17 protein-coding genes are annotated in these 14,710 nt (G+C 71.8%); 9 read left to right on the forward strand and 8 right to left on the reverse strand.

Translation table 11 applies throughout. The features are described 5' to 3' along the window. Positions 1 to 19: 19 nt before the first annotated feature. From FHR32_RS00665 to FHR32_RS00690, 6 genes are read left to right on the forward strand one after another with little or no spacing between them, the layout of a single operon-like run. Positions 20 to 967 (forward strand): DUF418 domain-containing protein, encoded by a 948-nt coding sequence (locus FHR32_RS00665; protein ID WP_184752002.1) that lies wholly within the window; start codon positions 20 to 22, stop codon positions 965 to 967. Continuing rightward, the gene (locus FHR32_RS00670) at positions 964 to 1,848 is read left to right on the forward strand and encodes a carbon-nitrogen hydrolase family protein (protein ID WP_184752004.1); all 885 of its coding nucleotides are present in this window, start codon (positions 964 to 966) and stop codon (positions 1,846 to 1,848) included. The genes FHR32_RS00665 and FHR32_RS00670 overlap by 4 nt, the downstream gene beginning before the upstream one ends. Before the next feature lie 9 nt (positions 1,849 to 1,857). Continuing rightward, positions 1,858 to 2,319 (forward strand): hypothetical protein, encoded by a 462-nt coding sequence (locus FHR32_RS00675; protein WP_312881791.1) that lies wholly within the window; start codon positions 1,858 to 1,860, stop codon positions 2,317 to 2,319. After that, on the forward strand, positions 2,316 to 2,747 hold the full coding sequence (locus FHR32_RS00680; RefSeq protein ID WP_184752006.1) for a UCP033725 family protein: 432 nt from the start codon (positions 2,316 to 2,318) through the stop codon (positions 2,745 to 2,747). The genes FHR32_RS00675 and FHR32_RS00680 overlap by 4 nt, the downstream gene beginning before the upstream one ends. Before the next feature lie 56 nt (positions 2,748 to 2,803). Next, positions 2,804 to 3,304, forward strand: a complete 501-nt coding sequence (locus tag FHR32_RS00685; protein WP_184752008.1) for a SigE family RNA polymerase sigma factor — start codon at positions 2,804 to 2,806, stop codon at positions 3,302 to 3,304. Continuing rightward, a complete protein-coding gene (locus FHR32_RS00690) occupies positions 3,301 to 4,500 on the forward strand; it encodes a hypothetical protein (protein ID WP_184752010.1) in 1,200 nt (399 codons plus the stop codon). Before FHR32_RS00685 ends, FHR32_RS00690 begins: the two co-directional genes overlap by 4 nt. Here the strand turns inward: FHR32_RS00690 and FHR32_RS00695 are convergent. Next, positions 4,497 to 6,041 (reverse strand): carboxyl transferase domain-containing protein, encoded by a 1,545-nt coding sequence (locus FHR32_RS00695; protein WP_312881794.1) that lies wholly within the window; start codon positions 6,039 to 6,041, stop codon positions 4,497 to 4,499. The genes FHR32_RS00690 and FHR32_RS00695 overlap by 4 nt on opposite strands. Beyond that, positions 6,031 to 7,188, reverse strand: a complete 1,158-nt coding sequence (locus FHR32_RS00700) for a CaiB/BaiF CoA transferase family protein (RefSeq protein WP_184756287.1) — start codon at positions 7,186 to 7,188, stop codon at positions 6,031 to 6,033. The genes FHR32_RS00695 and FHR32_RS00700 overlap by 11 nt, the downstream gene beginning before the upstream one ends. Positions 7,189 to 7,416: 228 nt before the next feature. Between FHR32_RS00700 and FHR32_RS00705 the strand changes: the two genes are divergently transcribed. Continuing rightward, complete coding sequence (locus tag FHR32_RS00705; protein ID WP_221465200.1) at positions 7,417 to 7,998, forward strand: uridine kinase family protein; 582 nt, start codon at positions 7,417 to 7,419, stop codon at positions 7,996 to 7,998. Between the two features lie 176 nt (positions 7,999 to 8,174). On the opposite strand, the gene FHR32_RS00710 is transcribed toward FHR32_RS00705, so the two are convergent. The 5 genes from FHR32_RS00710 to FHR32_RS00730 form a co-directional block, all read right to left on the reverse strand. Further along, complete coding sequence (locus FHR32_RS00710; protein WP_221465201.1) at positions 8,175 to 8,525, reverse strand: rhodanese-like domain-containing protein; 351 nt, start codon at positions 8,523 to 8,525, stop codon at positions 8,175 to 8,177. Positions 8,526 to 8,599: 74 nt separating this feature from the next. Then, entirely contained in the window at positions 8,600 to 9,010 is a 411-nt protein-coding gene (locus FHR32_RS00715) for a rhodanese-like domain-containing protein (protein WP_221465202.1), read from the reverse strand. A gap of 8 nt (positions 9,011 to 9,018) precedes the next feature. Next, positions 9,019 to 9,348: a hypothetical protein gene (locus FHR32_RS00720; protein ID WP_184752012.1), complete on the reverse strand. Its 330-nt coding sequence runs from the start codon at positions 9,346 to 9,348 to the stop codon at positions 9,019 to 9,021. 122 nt (positions 9,349 to 9,470) lie between these two features. Continuing rightward, entirely contained in the window at positions 9,471 to 9,734 is a 264-nt protein-coding gene (locus FHR32_RS00725) for a metal-sensitive transcriptional regulator (protein ID WP_221465203.1), read from the reverse strand. A 229-nt stretch (positions 9,735 to 9,963) separates the two neighbouring features. Then, a complete protein-coding gene (locus FHR32_RS00730; RefSeq protein WP_184752014.1) occupies positions 9,964 to 11,997 on the reverse strand; it encodes a hypothetical protein in 2,034 nt (677 codons plus the stop codon). Between the two features lie 130 nt (positions 11,998 to 12,127). Here FHR32_RS00730 and FHR32_RS46505 point away from each other — a divergent pair, with 130 nt between their 5' ends. Beyond that, positions 12,128 to 12,370: an alpha-L-arabinofuranosidase C-terminal domain-containing protein gene (locus FHR32_RS46505; protein ID WP_312881797.1), complete on the forward strand. Its 243-nt coding sequence runs from the start codon at positions 12,128 to 12,130 to the stop codon at positions 12,368 to 12,370. A 73-nt stretch (positions 12,371 to 12,443) separates the two neighbouring features. Continuing rightward, positions 12,444 to 13,892, forward strand: coding sequence for an argininosuccinate synthase (gene argG, locus FHR32_RS00740; RefSeq protein WP_184752018.1), 1,449 nt, complete (start codon positions 12,444 to 12,446; stop codon positions 13,890 to 13,892). Between the two features lie 155 nt (positions 13,893 to 14,047). On the opposite strand, the gene FHR32_RS00745 is transcribed toward argG, so the two are convergent. Continuing rightward, positions 14,048 to 14,701, reverse strand: coding sequence for a histidine phosphatase family protein (locus FHR32_RS00745; protein ID WP_184752020.1), 654 nt, complete (start codon positions 14,699 to 14,701; stop codon positions 14,048 to 14,050). Between the last annotated feature and the right edge of the window lie 9 nt (positions 14,702 to 14,710).

Raw genomic sequence — 14,710 nt, forward strand, 5'->3', positions numbered from 1 at the left:
GGTGGTACGTCTATTTCCTGTGACCCGAAGGCTTCACGAGCTGGACGCGCTCCGCGGCTTCGCGGTGTGCGGGATCATGCTGGTCAACACCTGGCAGCACACCCGTGAACACCTGAAGGCCTCCGACCGGAACGCGGTCGACTGGGCGATCGACAACCTCCTGCAGAGCAGGTTCTATCCGATCTTCTCGTTCCTGTTCGGCCTGAGCTTCGTGCTGTTCCTGAGATCCGCCGCCCAGCGGAGCGACCACCCGCGAGTGGTGCTGCTGCGCAGGCTGGCGGTGCTGGCGTGCTTCGGCCTGGCCCACCAGCTCGTCAACCCCGGCGAGGTGCTCCTGCCGTACGCGATCTTCGGGGCGCTGGTCCTGCTGCCCGTCACCTTCCTCCCCCGCCCCGTGACGCCGGTGCTCGGCATGGCCGTCACGGCCTGGGCGGTGCACGAGGGGGGCGGGGTGAAGCTCATCCCGGGACTGTTCCTGCTGGGGATGGTCGTGATGGAGTATCCGCCGCCCGAGTGGCTGCTGCCGCCCGTCTTCGTCGTCACCACCGTGCTCGCGGCCGGGCTCGGCTACCTGTGGATCCGCACCACCGCCGATCCCGGTCTCTTCTACCGGGGCACCTATCCGGCCGCCGGACTGGCCGCGGCGACGGCGTACTGCACCGGGCTGCTGCTGCTCCTGCGGACCCGGGCGCGCGACGCGCTGCTCTCCGTCCTGGCCCCGCTCGGCCGGATGGCCCTGACGAACTACCTGGTCAGCACTGTGGTCATCCTGCTGTCCCTGCCGCTGCTCACCGCGGACCCGACCCGCCTCACCGGAGTGGCGCTGGCCGTCGGCGTCCTGGCCCTGCAGGTCGTTCTCAGCCGGATGTGGCTGGCCAGGTTCAGGTACGGACCGCTGGAGTGGGTGTGGCGCCGCCTCACGTGGATGGAGCCGGTGCGGGGCAGCCGGATAGGGTCGGTCGTGTGACCCGCATCGCCCTGTGCCAGATCCCGGTCTCCACCGAGCCCGCCGCCAACCTGCGCCGCGCCCTGGAGGCGCTGGAGCGGGCCGCCGCCGACGGTGCCGACCTGGCGATCTTCCCCGAGGCCACGCTCACCCGGTACGGCCCGCGGATCACCGATCTGGCCGAACCGCTGGACGGGCCATTCGTCACCGCCCTGGCCGGGGCCGCCAGGGCGCACGGGCTGGCTGTGATCGCGGGCGTGTTCGAGCCGGGGGACGGCCTGACGGGCGACCCGGCGCAGAACGGTGACGCCTCCGGAGTCGACGGCACAGGCCGGACCGGGGACGCCTCCAGAGGCGGCGGCGCTCCCCGGGTGTACAACACCGCGGTGGCCATCGGCCCCGACGGCACGGTCCGGGCGGCCTACCGGAAGATCCACCTGTTCGACTCCTTCGGCGCCCGCGAGTCCGAGCTGGTCGAGCCGGGCTCCACCCCGGTCGTGGTGGAGCTGGCCGGACTCCGGATCGGCCTGGTCACCTGCTACGACATCCGCTTCCCCGAGCTGACCAGGGCCCTGGTGGACCAGGGGGCCGACCTGTTCGCGGTGATCGCCGCCTGGGGGTCGGGGCCGATGAAGGAGGAGCACTGGGCGACCCTGGTCCGGGCCCGCGCGATCGAGAACACCGTCTGGGTGGCCGCCGTGGGCCAGGCTCCCGCCCCGGAGGCCCGTGACGGCTTCGGGATCGGCCGGAGCATGCTGGTCGACCCGATGGGCGTGGTCCGCTCCGATCTGGGTCCCGCGCCCGCCGTGCAGACGTGCGAAGTCGATTCTCAGATCACGATTGCCACCCGGAATGCCCTGCCGTGCCTGGAACACCGACGGCTCCAGGTCGGCAGATCGTAAAATGCGATCGTGAGTGATCCACCAGGGCGTAGAACGCAGATGCAGAAGGTCATCCCGCCTCGGCTGCTCGTGCCCTATCTGGCCGGCCGGCGGACCGTGATCTCGGGATATGTCTACCGTGTGCAGGACTGCGCCCGCCTGACCACCCCAGCCCAGCTGTTCATGGGCCTTGACCTGGGATTCGACGGCTCGGAGCTGACGGTGACGGTGCCGGAGATCTATCTGATGCGCTGGTTCGCCCGCGACATGGACAGCTACGCCGTGCCGTACGGACCGCACATGGGCGGCGACTGGAACGATTCACCGCCCTTCGCCGGGAACGGTTTCACCACCTCGCGCGAGCACGTCGTGCCGCAGTTCCACACCACGCCGGTGCCCATCCCCGCGGGTGCGGAGATCATCCATGTGACGGCCGACGGGGAGCGTCTCTTCGGCCTGTACGACGGACTGAGCTGGAGGCCGGCGGCATGAGCCCCGAGATCGAGCCGGTGGCCTCGGGCTTCGTCGCCCACCACGCCGACCGGACCCACGCCGCCGCCCTCGGCCCGGACGGCGACGAGGTCGTGCTGTTCAGCGAGGAGGCCCGGGAAGGCTTCGAGGCCACCTCGGGCTACTGGCGCAAGACGGTCCCCCGTGAGGATCTCGACTGGCTGGTGCTGGTCCGCACGGTCGGCGCGTTCGGCGGCGAGCCGTGCCTCATCCTCGACGTCTCGGAGGAGAACGGCGAGGAGAGCCTGCACATCGCCTACACCGGGCACAGCGGGATGAAGGCCGAGGCCCTGGGCTACTGGATGGTCGACCACGGCGCCTACGAGGTCGTCGTCCCCCGCGACGAGGTCTTCTCCATCCGGATCGAGCGCGTCCCGGTCCCGCTGTCCCCGTCGAGATCCGAACCGTAGAACCAGTCGACGGGCGGCACCTGTCAACCGGCGGGCCGTCCGGGTGTCTCGACATTGTGATCGACCTTTCCACAGCAGCGCCTCCCTCGTTCGCCGAGCTGTTCGCGGCGCACCATCTGTCGATGGTGCGGCTGGCCGGGCTGCTCGGCGCCGACGACCCGGAGGACATCGCCCAGGAGGCGTTCGCCCGCCTCCACGCACGGTGGTCGCGGCTGCGCGACGACGGCGCGGCCGTCGCCTATGTGCGGTCCATCGTGTGCAATCTGACCCGTAACCGGCTGCGCCATCTGCGGCTGGTACGGCTGCGCCCGCTCGAACCTCCCCCGGCCGCACCCAGTGGCGAGCACGCGGTCATCGTCGCGGAGAGGCATCAGGAGCTCCTGGCGGCCGTCGACCGGCTCCCCCGCCGCCAGCGTGAGGCTCTGGTCCTGCGCTACTGGCTGGACCTGTCCGAACGGGAGATCGCCGACGCCATGGGCGTCTCCCCCGGCTCCGTCAAAACCCACACGAGCCGCGGCATGTCCGCCCTCGCCAGGACTCTCCGGGAGGAATCGTGAACGATCTCGAAGAGCGCCTGCGCGCCGCGCTCGACGCCCGCGCCGGCACCTACACCGTCAGCCCGGACGCCTACCGGAAGGTCCGGTCCCGCGGCCGGAGGGTACGGCGGTGGCAATGGCTCGCACTGCTCCCGGTGGCGGCCGGCGTGACCGCCGTCGCGGTGTTCCTGACCGTGAGCGGCGGCGCCGAGGGCGACATCGCCACCGGCACCGTCGAGAAGGGGAACCTCTACCGGCGGGTCACCGCCACGTACCCTCCGGTCGGCGAGCCGGTGACGGTCGACGACCCGGCGGAGAACAGGCCGGTGATCATGTGGATCACCGGAAAGACCAATCCGGCCGACAGCACCCGCTACGGGCTCTGTGCCATCACCCAGCAGGCGTCCGGCGGAGCGACGAGCTTTTGCACGAACGTGCCCCAGGCCGGCCGTGACAGCGAACAGGCCTGGTACCTGAACGGGTCCGACTCGACCTGGCCACGCCGCAGGCTCGGGCTGAGCTACGGCGCCGCCCGGGACGTCGTGGCGAAGGTCGAGGCCATCGCCAAGGACGGCACCAGGATCCCCGGCACGGTCCACCGGCCCGGCGGCGCACCGCTGGTGATGTGGACCGTGGCCTTCCCGTCCAGCGCCGGGGTGACGCGCTTCGAGTTCTCCGACAGCGGGGGGAAGGTCGTGCAGCGGCTGAAGCGGGACGAGCCCATGACGGACCCGGACGTCGCGAAGCCGCCCATCGGGCCCGCCCTGGACATGGCCGGCGGGCTCACCGCGCGCCTGTACGCCAACCCGGACCGGACGGTCGTCTGGTCGCGCGGCGGCGACGACATAGGGCTGAACCTCCTGGAACCCGGTCAGCTTCTGGCCGACCTGGCGGGGAAGAAACGGCCGGTGGACCTCCGGCTCCACGAGGGTCTCTGGTACGGCGTCGCCCGGACCGACACCGCGCGGATCTCGCTGGTCTTCAAGGACGGCACGTCGGCCGACGCCGGCACGGTCCCCGACCCATGGGGCGGGGCCGCCGCGCTGTTCTCCGGCACCTACCGGCATCCCGGTGACGCCTATCTGGAGGGCTTCCGGCTCGTCGGTTACGACGCGGCCGGGGTCGAGATCTGGCACGACGACGTGCCCGCCGTCACCCCGATCCGGCCGGACTCCTCTCCGGAGGAGACGCTCCGGCCGCCGGTGCCGGGGAACTAGACCCCGAGCCGCCGGTAGCGGGCCAGGCGGGCGGTGCGGCGGTCCGCGGGGGCCCGCCTCAGCAGGCCGGCGATCTCGTATTCGAGGGCGCCGGCCACCCGGCGGCAGAAGGCCTCCGGCTCGTAGGCGGCGTCGGGGCGCTCCGGGATGATCCGGTCCACGATGCCGTCGCGCCGCAGGTCGGTGGATTTCACGCCCTGCGCTGCGGCGATCTCCGGGGCGAAGTCCACGCTCCGGTACAGCAGCGCCGAGGACCCCTCCGGGGGCAGCGGGGACAGCCAGGCGTGCTGGGCGCAGAGCACCCGGTCGGCCGGCAGGAGCGCGAGAGCCGCGCCGCCCGCGCCCTCGCCGAGCAGCAGGCAGACGGTCGGGGCGTCCAACACCACCAGGTCGGCCAGGGAGCGGGCGATCTCCGCGGCCAGCCCGCCCTCCTCGGCCGCCTTGGACAGCGCGGCCCCGGCGGTGTCGACCACGGTGACCAGCGGCAGGCCCAGCTCGGCGGCCAGGCGCATGCCCCGCCGCGCGACCCGGAGCCCGGCCGGGCCGAGCGGGGTCACGACGCGCCGGCGGCTGCGGTCCTGGCCCAGCACGACGGCGGGAGCCGCGCCGAACCGGGCCAGGGCCAGCAGCATGCCGGGGTCGTTCTCGCCCTCGCCGGTGCCGTTGAGCGGGGTGACGTCGGAGGCGCCGAGCTTGAGCAGCGCCCGCACGCCGGGACGGTCGTCCCGGCGGGAGCGGGTGATCGCGTCCCACGCCTCGATCGGCTGGATCCGCTCGTCCGGCTCGGGGCCGCTCCGCAGCTCCTCGCCTGGGGCGCACAGTACGGCCAGCGTCCGGATCGCGACGCGCCGCGCGTCCTCGGCGGAGACGACGGCGTCGACCAGGCCGTGGGCGAAGAGGTTCTCCGCGGTCTGCACCCCCTCCGGGAACGGGTAGCCGTGCAGCGACTCGAACACCCTCGGCCCGAGAAAGCCGATCAGCGCGCCCGGCTCGGCGGCGGTGACGTGCCCCAGCGACCCCCAGGAGGCGAAGACGCCGCCGGTCGTCGGGTGGCGGAGGTAGACGACGTACGGCAGGCCCGCGGCGCGGTGCGCGATCACCGCGGCGGTGATCTTCACCATCTGGGTGAAGGCCAGCGCGCCCTCCTGCATCCGGGTGCCTCCGGAGGCGGGGGCGGCCAGCAGCGGGAGCCCCTCGGCGGTGGCGCGCTCGATCGCGGCGGTGAGCCGCTCGGCGGCGGCCACCCCGATCGACCCGGCCATGAAGGAGAACTCGCAGGCGATGACCGCGACCCGGCGCCCGTCGAGCAGGCCCTCGCCGGAGACCACCGATTCGTCGTATCCGGTCCTGGTCCGGGCCTTGGCCAGTTCCTCGGCGTAGTCCGGCCCCGGAGCGGCCGGATCGGCGGGGGTCTCGTCCCACGAGCGCCATGTCCCCGGGTCGAGGACGACGTCGATGAGGGTGCGGGCGTCGGGCCGGGTGGGGCTCGTCCCCTGCCCTCGCGCGGTGGGCTCCGCGTTGGAGGGATTCTCAGCGTTCACGGTCCTCCAGCCACGCGAGGATCTCGTCGTTGTGCTGGCCCAGGGCGGGTGGGGCGCCATGCCGTACCGGGGGCTCGCCGTCGAAGCGGAGCGGCGGGCCCGGCAGTTCGACGGTGCCGAGCACGGGGTGGTCGACCTCGACGAGCAGGCCCTGGGAGCGGGTCTGCTCCCAGGCGTAGACCTCGTCGATGGATCTGATCGCCCCGGCGGGCACGCCGGCCTCGGCGAGCGCGGCCAGCCAGTGGGCGCGGTCGTGCTTGGTCAGCGTCCGCTCCATGTCGGCGATCAACTCATCCCGATGCGCGAATCTTTCCCTGTTTATCGCATATTTCGGTATATCGGGGTCGATGTTCAGCAGGGCGGCCACCTTCCGCCACAGCGCGTCGTTCGCCGCCGCGATCTGGATCATGCCGTCGGCGCAGTGGAACGCCCCGTAGGGGGCGATGGAGGCGTGGTGGTTGCCCCCCGCCACCGGCACCTGGCCACCGACCGTCCAGGCCGTGCCGTGATAGGAGTGCACGCCGGTCACGGCGGCCAGCAGCGAGGTCCGCACGACCTTGCCCCGGCCGGTGCGCTCGCGCTCGTAGAGGGCGGCGACCACACCGTAGGCGCCGTGGATGCCGCCGAGCAGGTCGGCGATCGACGCCCCCACCCGGTAGGGCTCGTCGGCGGATGGTCCGGTGAGGCTCATCAGCCCGGCCTCTCCCTGGGCGATCTGGTCGTAGCCCGGCCGGCCCCCCTCGGGACCGTCATGGCCGAACCCGGTGATCGACAGGATGACCAGGCGCGGATTGAGCTCGTGCAGCCGCTCGACGGGGAAGCCGAGCCGATCGAGCACGCCGGTGCGGAAGTTCTCGATCAGCACGTCGCTCTGCCGTACCAGACGCTCGATCAGGGCCTTGCCCTCGGTGGACTTGAGATCCACGGTGATCGACTGCTTGTTGCGGTTGGCCGCGAGGAAATAGGTGGAGATGTCATTTTCTGGGCCGACGAACGGCGGTCCCCAGCTCCGGGACTCGTCGCCCCCCGCGGGATGCTCCACCTTGATCACGCGGGCCCCCAGGTCACCGAGCATCTGCGCGGCGTGCGGTCCCGCCAGCGCGCGCGAGAGGTCGAGGACGACGATGTCGCCGAGGGCTCCGTGCAAGATCAGCCTCCAGTGGTGGTCGCGGGCCTGGCCGGATCGGAGCGGGGAAGGCGTCTCCCCCGCCGTCAGCCTGCCTGATGACCCGCGCCGCTCCCTATCCGGGTGCGGCATGTTCGAGATCTTCCCAGACGTACCCCTTCCCTCTCCAGCCCGTTCCCCTTGGAACCGGCAAGGACACTCTCAAACCGGACAGACGAGCGTCACGTGCCCCCTCTGGATACTGACAGCATGGGCAAGGTGGGGGTAATCGTCTCCTTTGAGGATCTCGCCGGAGCGGTCCGGCGGCTGTCGCCGTCGTGCGGTCCGGTCCGCGTCGTCGCGGTGGACGGGCCGGGTGGGTCGGGCAAGACGACCTTCGCCGGGCGGCTGGGCCGGGCGTTGGACGCCCAGGTGATCCACAGCGACGACTTCCCCGTGCCGTGGGACGAGCCTCCCGCGGCCTGGTTCACGCACGTGCGGGAGCAGGTGCTGGGCCCGCTGGCGGCGGGCGAGCCGGGAAGATACCGGCGCTACGACTGGGTCCGCGGCGCCTTCGCCGACTGGGTGGACGTGCCGGTCGCACCGGTGCTGCTCCTCGAAGGGGTGAGCACGGCCCGGCGCACGGCCCCGGCGGCCTTCGCCGTCTGGGTGGAGGCCCCCCGGCCGCTACGGCTGACCCGCGCTCTGGCCAGGGACGGCGCCGCCCTCGCACCGCAGTGGCACGCCTGGATGCGCGCCGAGGACGAGTGGTTCGCCGCCGACGACACCCGCGCCCGCGCCGACCTCCGCCTCGACGGCGCCGCCGTGCCGGGCGAGTTCGTCGTGCTCTGAGAGTCCCGGATCCGAGCAGCACGCCGATCACCGCGCCGAGGACCAGTGCGGTCAGCATCGTCGTCTCCGTTCGACCGGTTGCTTCGGCCGGTTGGTTCGGGCGCGGGGTTCACCCGCCGGTCGGGCCGGCGGGGCGCACATCGGGGCCGCTCACCCGCGGGCGCCGGCCAGGGCGCTCAGCACGGTGTCGAGGTCGGTGCGGGGGCCGCCTGCCAGGTGGTGATGCCGCCGGTCAGGATGCGCAGATTGGGCAGGCCCGCACCGGCGAGGACCTGCTCGGCCTGGCCGGCGCGCTGGCCGGAGCGGCAGATCAGCACCACCTGCTCATCAAGGTGGGCGCGTAGTTCGGTGCGGTGCTCGCGCAGCAGGTCCAGCGGCACGTTGTAGGAGCCGGGGATGTGCGCGGTCTCGAACTCGCCGGGGGTGCGCACGTCGATCAGCCGGGGCCCGTTTCCGGATTCCAGCAGCTGCCGCAGGGTGGCGGCGTCGAGGGTGACGGGGGTCGCCGGGGTGTCGGCGGTGGTCATACGATCTCCTTGTCGAAAAGCGGTGGTGGTCGGCCGGTCCTCGGGGACAGCGGTTCTCGCAGGTGCCGCGGTCCTCAGGGGCGGCGGCCCTCAGTGGTGCGGCGGTCGGTCTCGGGGGCGGTGATGGTCAGGCCCGCGGCGGCGGCGTCGGCGTAGGCGTCGTCGATGTGCACCACGCGCCGCCCTGCTCGGATCAACAGGCCGGTGGCCGCCGCGGCCCGGTAGCCCGAGCCGCAGTGCACCCACACCGTCCCGTCCGGCACCTCGGTCAGACGGTTCGGCAGGTCGGGCAGCGGGATGTGGGTGGCGTCGTCGAGGTGCCCGGCGCGCCACTCATTGCCCATGCGCACGCCCAGCCGGCCGGCCAGGGCCAGGACGCGGTCGATGTCGCGCTGCGGGTCGATCACCAGCGCGAGTCGCCCGTCATGGGCCAGGTAGCTGCGGTCGCCCAAGGAGGAGGTCTCGACCACCTCAACGTGGATCATCGTCATCGTCATACCGCCTTCGCTTGTCGGTTTCGGTGTCGCTGCCGTGATTGCCGGGTTGTTCGGCGCCGGGGCCGTCGGCGGCCGCGCTCCAGTGGCAGAGCGGCCCGCTGCCAGGCGTTGGTGCCGCCGGCCGGCGACCACACCCGGGCTCCGGCGCCCCGCGGCGCTTGGGCCGCGACCGCGCTGCCTCTACCGGAGCGGCACTTCGCCACCACACTGCGCCCGGCGTGGCCGGCGTGGCCGGCGAAGAGCGTGTCCAGCTCGTCCAGCGGCACCGTGCCGGTCAGGTCGCTAAGCCGCAGATCATCGACGGTGATTTCACGGATCGTCATCATGCAACCCCTCAACGCATATACCCGGGGGGGTATCTATCGGACAGACAGGTGCCGTCGCTCTGCGGTGGTCCCCGCTCGCCTTCCCGGCGAACGGGGACCACTCGTGACAGCTTCCGGGCGCCTCAGGACAGGGACATGAACAGCTTCTCCAGCCGCTCGAGGCTGATCGGGGGCTCCTCGCCGCGCCCACGCGCCGCCTGGCACTGCTGCAACCCGGTTGATATGATCTTGAATCCGGCCCGGTCCAGCGCCTTGGAGACCGCCGCCAGCTGGGTCAGCACCCGCTCGCAGTCGTCGGCGTTCTCGATCATCGCGATCACTCCGCCCAGCTGGCCGTGAGCCCGCTTGAGCCGGGTGAGGGCGTCGGCCAGGACGGTCGCGTCCATCTCCACTCGCTCCACCTCCGCACCCAACATACCCCCCCAGGTATGTGAAGGACAGCGAGGGCCCTCATTCAGAGGTGGGACGGTCGGTGATGGCGCGCCGCCAGTCACCCGAGGCGAACATGATGCCCGGCTCAGGGCCACCTGCGTCGACCGTCTGAAAACACTTCAGATGCCGGCAAGTCTTCCGACCAGCCCATTGCCTCTTTCCGGCGATTTGGTCTGCCCCCCACTAACGCTCCACCGGATCCGCCGTGCAGGGGGCGTCACCGCAGACGTCGACCACCAGGCCGTCCTGGAGGAAGCGGGCCTTCTGCACGCGGGCCTCGGGATCGTTGCGCGGGTCCTCGTGGGGGTCACGTCCGTACTGCGGGCCGAGCGGCGGGACGTTGGCCGCCGGCGGCGCGGGCGTCCCGCTGTCCCAGACGACCAGCGCCGAGCCGGCGTAGGGCCTGCGGGGCAGGGAGGGAATCCCCCAGTACGGAGCCAGGTCGGGGCTGCGCCCGTCGGCGACCGCGGGCCGGTGGATCCGCGCCCCGATCGTGCGGGCCTCCACCTCGGCCGTCACCGTGGAGACCTGGTGGTCACCGAAGGCGGCGTGCAGCAGCACACGGTGACGGGGTGAGCCGGGCAGCGGGTCCCCGGTCAGATGCTCGGCATACCCGTTGGTCTCCGCACGGTCCCAGAGCATCTGGAGCAGCCCGAAGCAGACCTGCTGGGTCAGTTTGTCGGGATAGGCGCGGTCCATGAGCTGCTGGAACGGCAGGAAGTCCACGCTGCGGTTGAGCAGCGTGCCGTAGTTCATCCCCGCCACGCCGAGCACGGCGTTGCGCACGTCGGGCGAGACGGCGACCAGCGCACCGCCCGCGATGGCCCCCTGGCTGTTGCCGTCGTAGGCGAGAGCGTCCCGCCGGTCGATCAGCGACCTGCCCCGCCCGTCCTGGAAGGCCGTGTGGCCCGCGAACCCGTCCCAGGTGATCATCGCCCGGCCGAGGAGGACGAAGTTCAGCAGGCTCTGCTGGAGCCGGTCGGTGACCGTGCCGAACCGGGAGAGGTCTCCGAACACGCCCGCCACGTGCTGGACGTCCTCGTCGGCCATGCCGATCCACTTCGTCGCGCAGAACATGAAGCCGTGCTCTCCGGCCATCGCCCGCACGTTGCCGGCGCGCACCTCGGTGGCCCTGCCGAGCAGGCCGTGGCCGTACAGGGCCGGATGCGCGGGCCGGGTGAACGCCGAGCGCGGGATCTCGCACTGGTACTGCGCCTTCACCGTGTCGCCGAGCAGGCGCGGCAGCCCGTCGGGGCCACGGTTGAGGTTCGAGCCGGGCGGGCCGCCCGGCCTGTCGAGATAGTTCGGGACCAGGATCTCGCCGGCGACCTCCCTGGCGACGGAAGAGTCCTGCTCGGGGGTGAGGTCGGTGACGGAAGTGACCGTGAACTTCGGCGAGCGGCCCTTGAGCGTCCGCAGCGCCTGGTCCCGCATGGCCAGCACGGGAGCGGCGATGCCCTGCTGGCTGGCGACGGTGAAATCCCAGGCGAGCTGGAGTCCCGCGGTGTCCACCCCCGCTCTGGCGAGGTCGTCGAGTGTGCGGCGGAGCGAGTGCTGCCGCCCGGCGAGCGGATCCCCGGAGGGGAGGCCGTCGCCGAGGAGCCTGGTGAAGGTCTCCCCGACCGGCAGGTCCTCGCCCTCGGTGTCCTTCAGCCCCCGCAGGGCGACGGCGTAGCGGTGCCCCTCGCGGAAGTTCCTCGCCGGCCTGATGATCAGCGCCTGCCGGGCGGGGTCGGCGGCGCCCGCGTCGAGTTCCGCCCAGTACGGCCAGCGCTCCCCGGTCCGGGTGTCGACGATCACGACGGGGGCGTCGCGGCGCAGGGACCACCCGATGTCGGTGACGGGTGCGGCGCCCGTCTTGACCAGATCGAGGCCGGGCACATGGGCCAGGAGCGCCGAACCCGGGGAGAAGCCGTCGGCCGCGTTCCACTGGGCGGGGTCGATCGGGGTGTCCGCGGCGTTACGGGGCATGGCCTCGGCTGCGAGGGCGACCCGCAGTCCGGTGCGGGTGCGCGCACCCGTGGTGAACCAGTCGTTGGGGAAGGGAAGCAGGCACTCGGCGCCGGCGATCGGGTCGCAGCCGCCCCCGGACGCCGCGGCCGTCGGAGCCGGGGTCGCGGGAGGCGCGGCGCCGGGGGCGGGGCCGGCCCACGACGGTACGGCCGTCACCGAGGTCAGGGCCAGTACCGAAACCGCCAGCACCATACGCAGACGCATGCGCCCCTCCTCGCGGAGCTCTTATGGATCTAGGCGCAGCAGATCCCAGAACGGCGCGGCCGTCAATGGATGTCCGGAACCTGGTCTGAAACGTCACATTTCCCCCGGCGCGGCAGAGGAGGACCCGCCTGTGGAGTCCGCCAAGCTCACCCTGGATCCGGCCTTCGAGATCGGCCCGGTCGAACGGCGCCTGTTCGGCGGCGAGGCGAGCCTGGAGTGGGCCGAGGCGCCCCGGATCCTCGAGGAGGAGTACGACGCGACGGTCGCGGCGGTCGTGGGCAGCCTGCTGATCACCCTGCTTAACCACGCCGACCGGGTCGGCATCGCCTGCCAGGCCCAGCTCGCCAACGTCATCGCGCTCATCCCCGCCTAGCCGTACGCATTCGGGGGGCGTGTGGGCCGGTCGCGGTTTTGAATAATCATGCCTCGCAATGCATACTTATCCCATGTCTAAGGTTCTCACCTCCCTGCCCACCGGCGAGCGCGTCGGCATCGCCTTCTCGGGTGGCCTCGACACCTCGGTCGCGGTCGCGTGGATGCGCGACAGGGGCGCCTTCCCGTGCACCTACACCGCCGACATCGGCCAGTACGACGAGCCCGACATCGCCTCGGTGCCTGGCCGCGCGTCGACGTACGGTGCTGAGATCGCACGCCTGGTCGACTGCCGCGCGGCGCTGGTCGAGGAGGGCTTGGCCGCGCTCACCTGCGGTGCGTTCCACATCCGCTCGGCAGGGCGCCCCTATTTCAACACCACGCCGCTCGGTCGTGCCGTCACGGGGACCCTGCTGGTCCGGGCGATGCTCGAGGACGACGTACAGATCTGGGGCGACGGCTCGACGTTCAAGGGCAACGACATCGAACGGTTCTACCGGTACGGCCTGCTCGCGAACCCCCACCTGCGCGTCTACAAGCCCTGGCTCGACGCGGACTTCGTGTCCGAGCTCGGCGGCCGCAAGGAGATGTCGGAGTGGCTGCTCGCCCACGACCTGCCCTACCGCGACAGCACCGAGAAGGCCTACTCGACCGACGCCAACATCTGGGGCGCCACCCACGAGGCCAAGACCCTGGAGCACCTCGACACCGGCATCGAGACCGTGGACCCGATCATGGGCGTGCGGTTCTGGGATCCCGCGGTCGAGATCGCCGCCGAGGACGTGACGATCGGCTTCGACCAGGGCCGCCCGGTGACGATCAACGGCAAGGAGTTCGCCACCCCGGTCGACCTGGTGATGGAGGCGAACGCGATCGGCGGACGGCATGGCATGGGCATGTCGGACCAGATCGAGAACCGGGTGATCGAGGCCAAGAGCCGCGGCATCTACGAGGCGCCCGGGATGGCGTTGCTGCACGCGGCGTACGAACGGCTGGTCAACGCGATCCACAACGAGGACACCCTGGCGAGCTACCACAACGAGGGACGGCGGCTCGGCCGGCTGATGTACGAGGGCCGCTGGCTCGACCCGCAGGCCCTGATGCTGCGAGAGTCGCTGCAGCGCTGGGTCGGCACGGCCGTCATCGGCGAGGTGACGCTGCGGCTGCGGCGCGGTGAGGACTACTCGATCCTGGACACCTCCGGCCCGGCTTTCAGCTACCACCCGGACAAGCTGTCGATGGAGCGCATCGAGGACTCGGCGTTCGGTCCGGTGGACCGGATCGGCCAGCTCACCATGCGCAACCTCGACATCGCCGACTCGCGCGCCAAGCTCGAGCAGTACGCCCGCCTCGGCATGGTCGGCACCACCCATCCTGCGCTCATCGGCGCCGCCCAGGCGGCCTCGACCGGACTGATCGGCGCGATGCCGCAGGGCGGCGCCGAGGCCATCGCCTCACGCGGCAAGGTCTCCGGCGACGACGAGATGCTCGACCGCGCCGCGATGGAGTTCGGCACCGACTGACCAGCTCGTTGAGCCGGGAGTTCCGGTCCCCCCAGGCGCCCCGCCGCAGAACGACCACCGAGAACGAGCCGGTCGACTGGTCATTCGGCGACAGCGTGGCGCAGTACGCGGAGGCCGGCCGATGAGGGTGACGACGGCCATCCGGGAAACAGGGTCTAGAACGTCACGTTCTCCAGGTGGCCGGCATCGTTGAAAACCTCCGGCCGCGTCCCCCGCCAGACGGAGACCGAGGCGTTGCGGACCGGGAGGAACGGGTCCAGCCGGTCCAGCGGGATCCCCTCGATGACGTGTTTGACCATCAACACCACCGCGTCGTGCGCCACGATCAGCACCTGTCTGCCCGCGCACTCGGCGCGCAGGTCCGCGAGGACCTCTCGCACCCGGTCGGCGACGTCGGGCATGCTCTCCCCCTCCGGCGCGCGGTAGCTGTATCGCCGCGCGAGCATGGCCTCGGCCTCCTCGGGGAACCGCTCCCTGATCGCCGCCAGGTTCATCCCCGACAGCGCGCCCATCTCCCGGTCCCGCAGCCGTGCCTCCAGCCGGAACTCCGGGGCCGCGTCCAGCTCGGCCGCGGCGAGCTCCCAGGTCTGCACGGCCCGCAGGTACGGCGAGCACCACACCACCTCGGGCGCTCCTCCGGCGGCCAGGCGCCTGCCCAGCTCGCCTGCCTGCCGCCGGCCGAGCGGGCTGAGCGGCGTGCCGTGGTCGGGCTCCCCCAGGTCGACGGCCGCCCCGGTGGCGGACGCCTCGTCGAAGGCGGCGTTGGACGCGCTCTGGCCGTGCCGTACAGCGATGATCACAGAAGGCATGACTCCAGC

The sequence above is a fragment of the Streptosporangium album genome, from assembly GCF_014203795.1.
GTDB lineage: Bacteria > Actinomycetota > Actinomycetes > Streptosporangiales > Streptosporangiaceae > Streptosporangium > Streptosporangium album.

What these genes read in the sequence shown, in the direction of transcription:
- FHR32_RS00720 (WP_184752012.1), bottom strand. Translation starts at nt 9,348, where the DNA reads ATGATGACGATCCGTGAAATCACCGTCGATGATCTGCGGCTTAGCGAC.
- FHR32_RS00725 (WP_221465203.1), bottom strand. Translation starts at nt 9,734, where the DNA reads ATGGACGCGACCGTCCTGGCCGACGCCCTCACCCGGCTCAAGCGGGCT.
- FHR32_RS00715 (WP_221465202.1), bottom strand. Translation starts at nt 9,010, where the DNA reads ATGATCCACGTTGAGGTGGTCGAGACCTCCTCCTTGGGCGACCGCAGC.
- FHR32_RS00745 (WP_184752020.1), bottom strand. Translation starts at nt 14,701, where the DNA reads ATGCCTTCTGTGATCATCGCTGTACGGCACGGCCAGAGCGCGTCCAAC.
- FHR32_RS00730 (WP_184752014.1), bottom strand. Translation starts at nt 11,997, where the DNA reads ATGCGTCTGCGTATGGTGCTGGCGGTTTCGGTACTGGCCCTGACCTCG.
- argG (WP_184752018.1), top strand. Translation starts at nt 12,444, where the DNA reads ATGTCTAAGGTTCTCACCTCCCTGCCCACCGGCGAGCGCGTCGGCATC.
- FHR32_RS00705 (WP_221465200.1), top strand. Translation starts at nt 7,417, where the DNA reads ATGGGCAAGGTGGGGGTAATCGTCTCCTTTGAGGATCTCGCCGGAGCG.
- FHR32_RS00680 (WP_184752006.1), top strand. Translation starts at nt 2,316, where the DNA reads ATGAGCCCCGAGATCGAGCCGGTGGCCTCGGGCTTCGTCGCCCACCAC.
- FHR32_RS00710 (WP_221465201.1), bottom strand. Translation starts at nt 8,525, where the DNA reads ATGACCACCGCCGACACCCCGGCGACCCCCGTCACCCTCGACGCCGCC.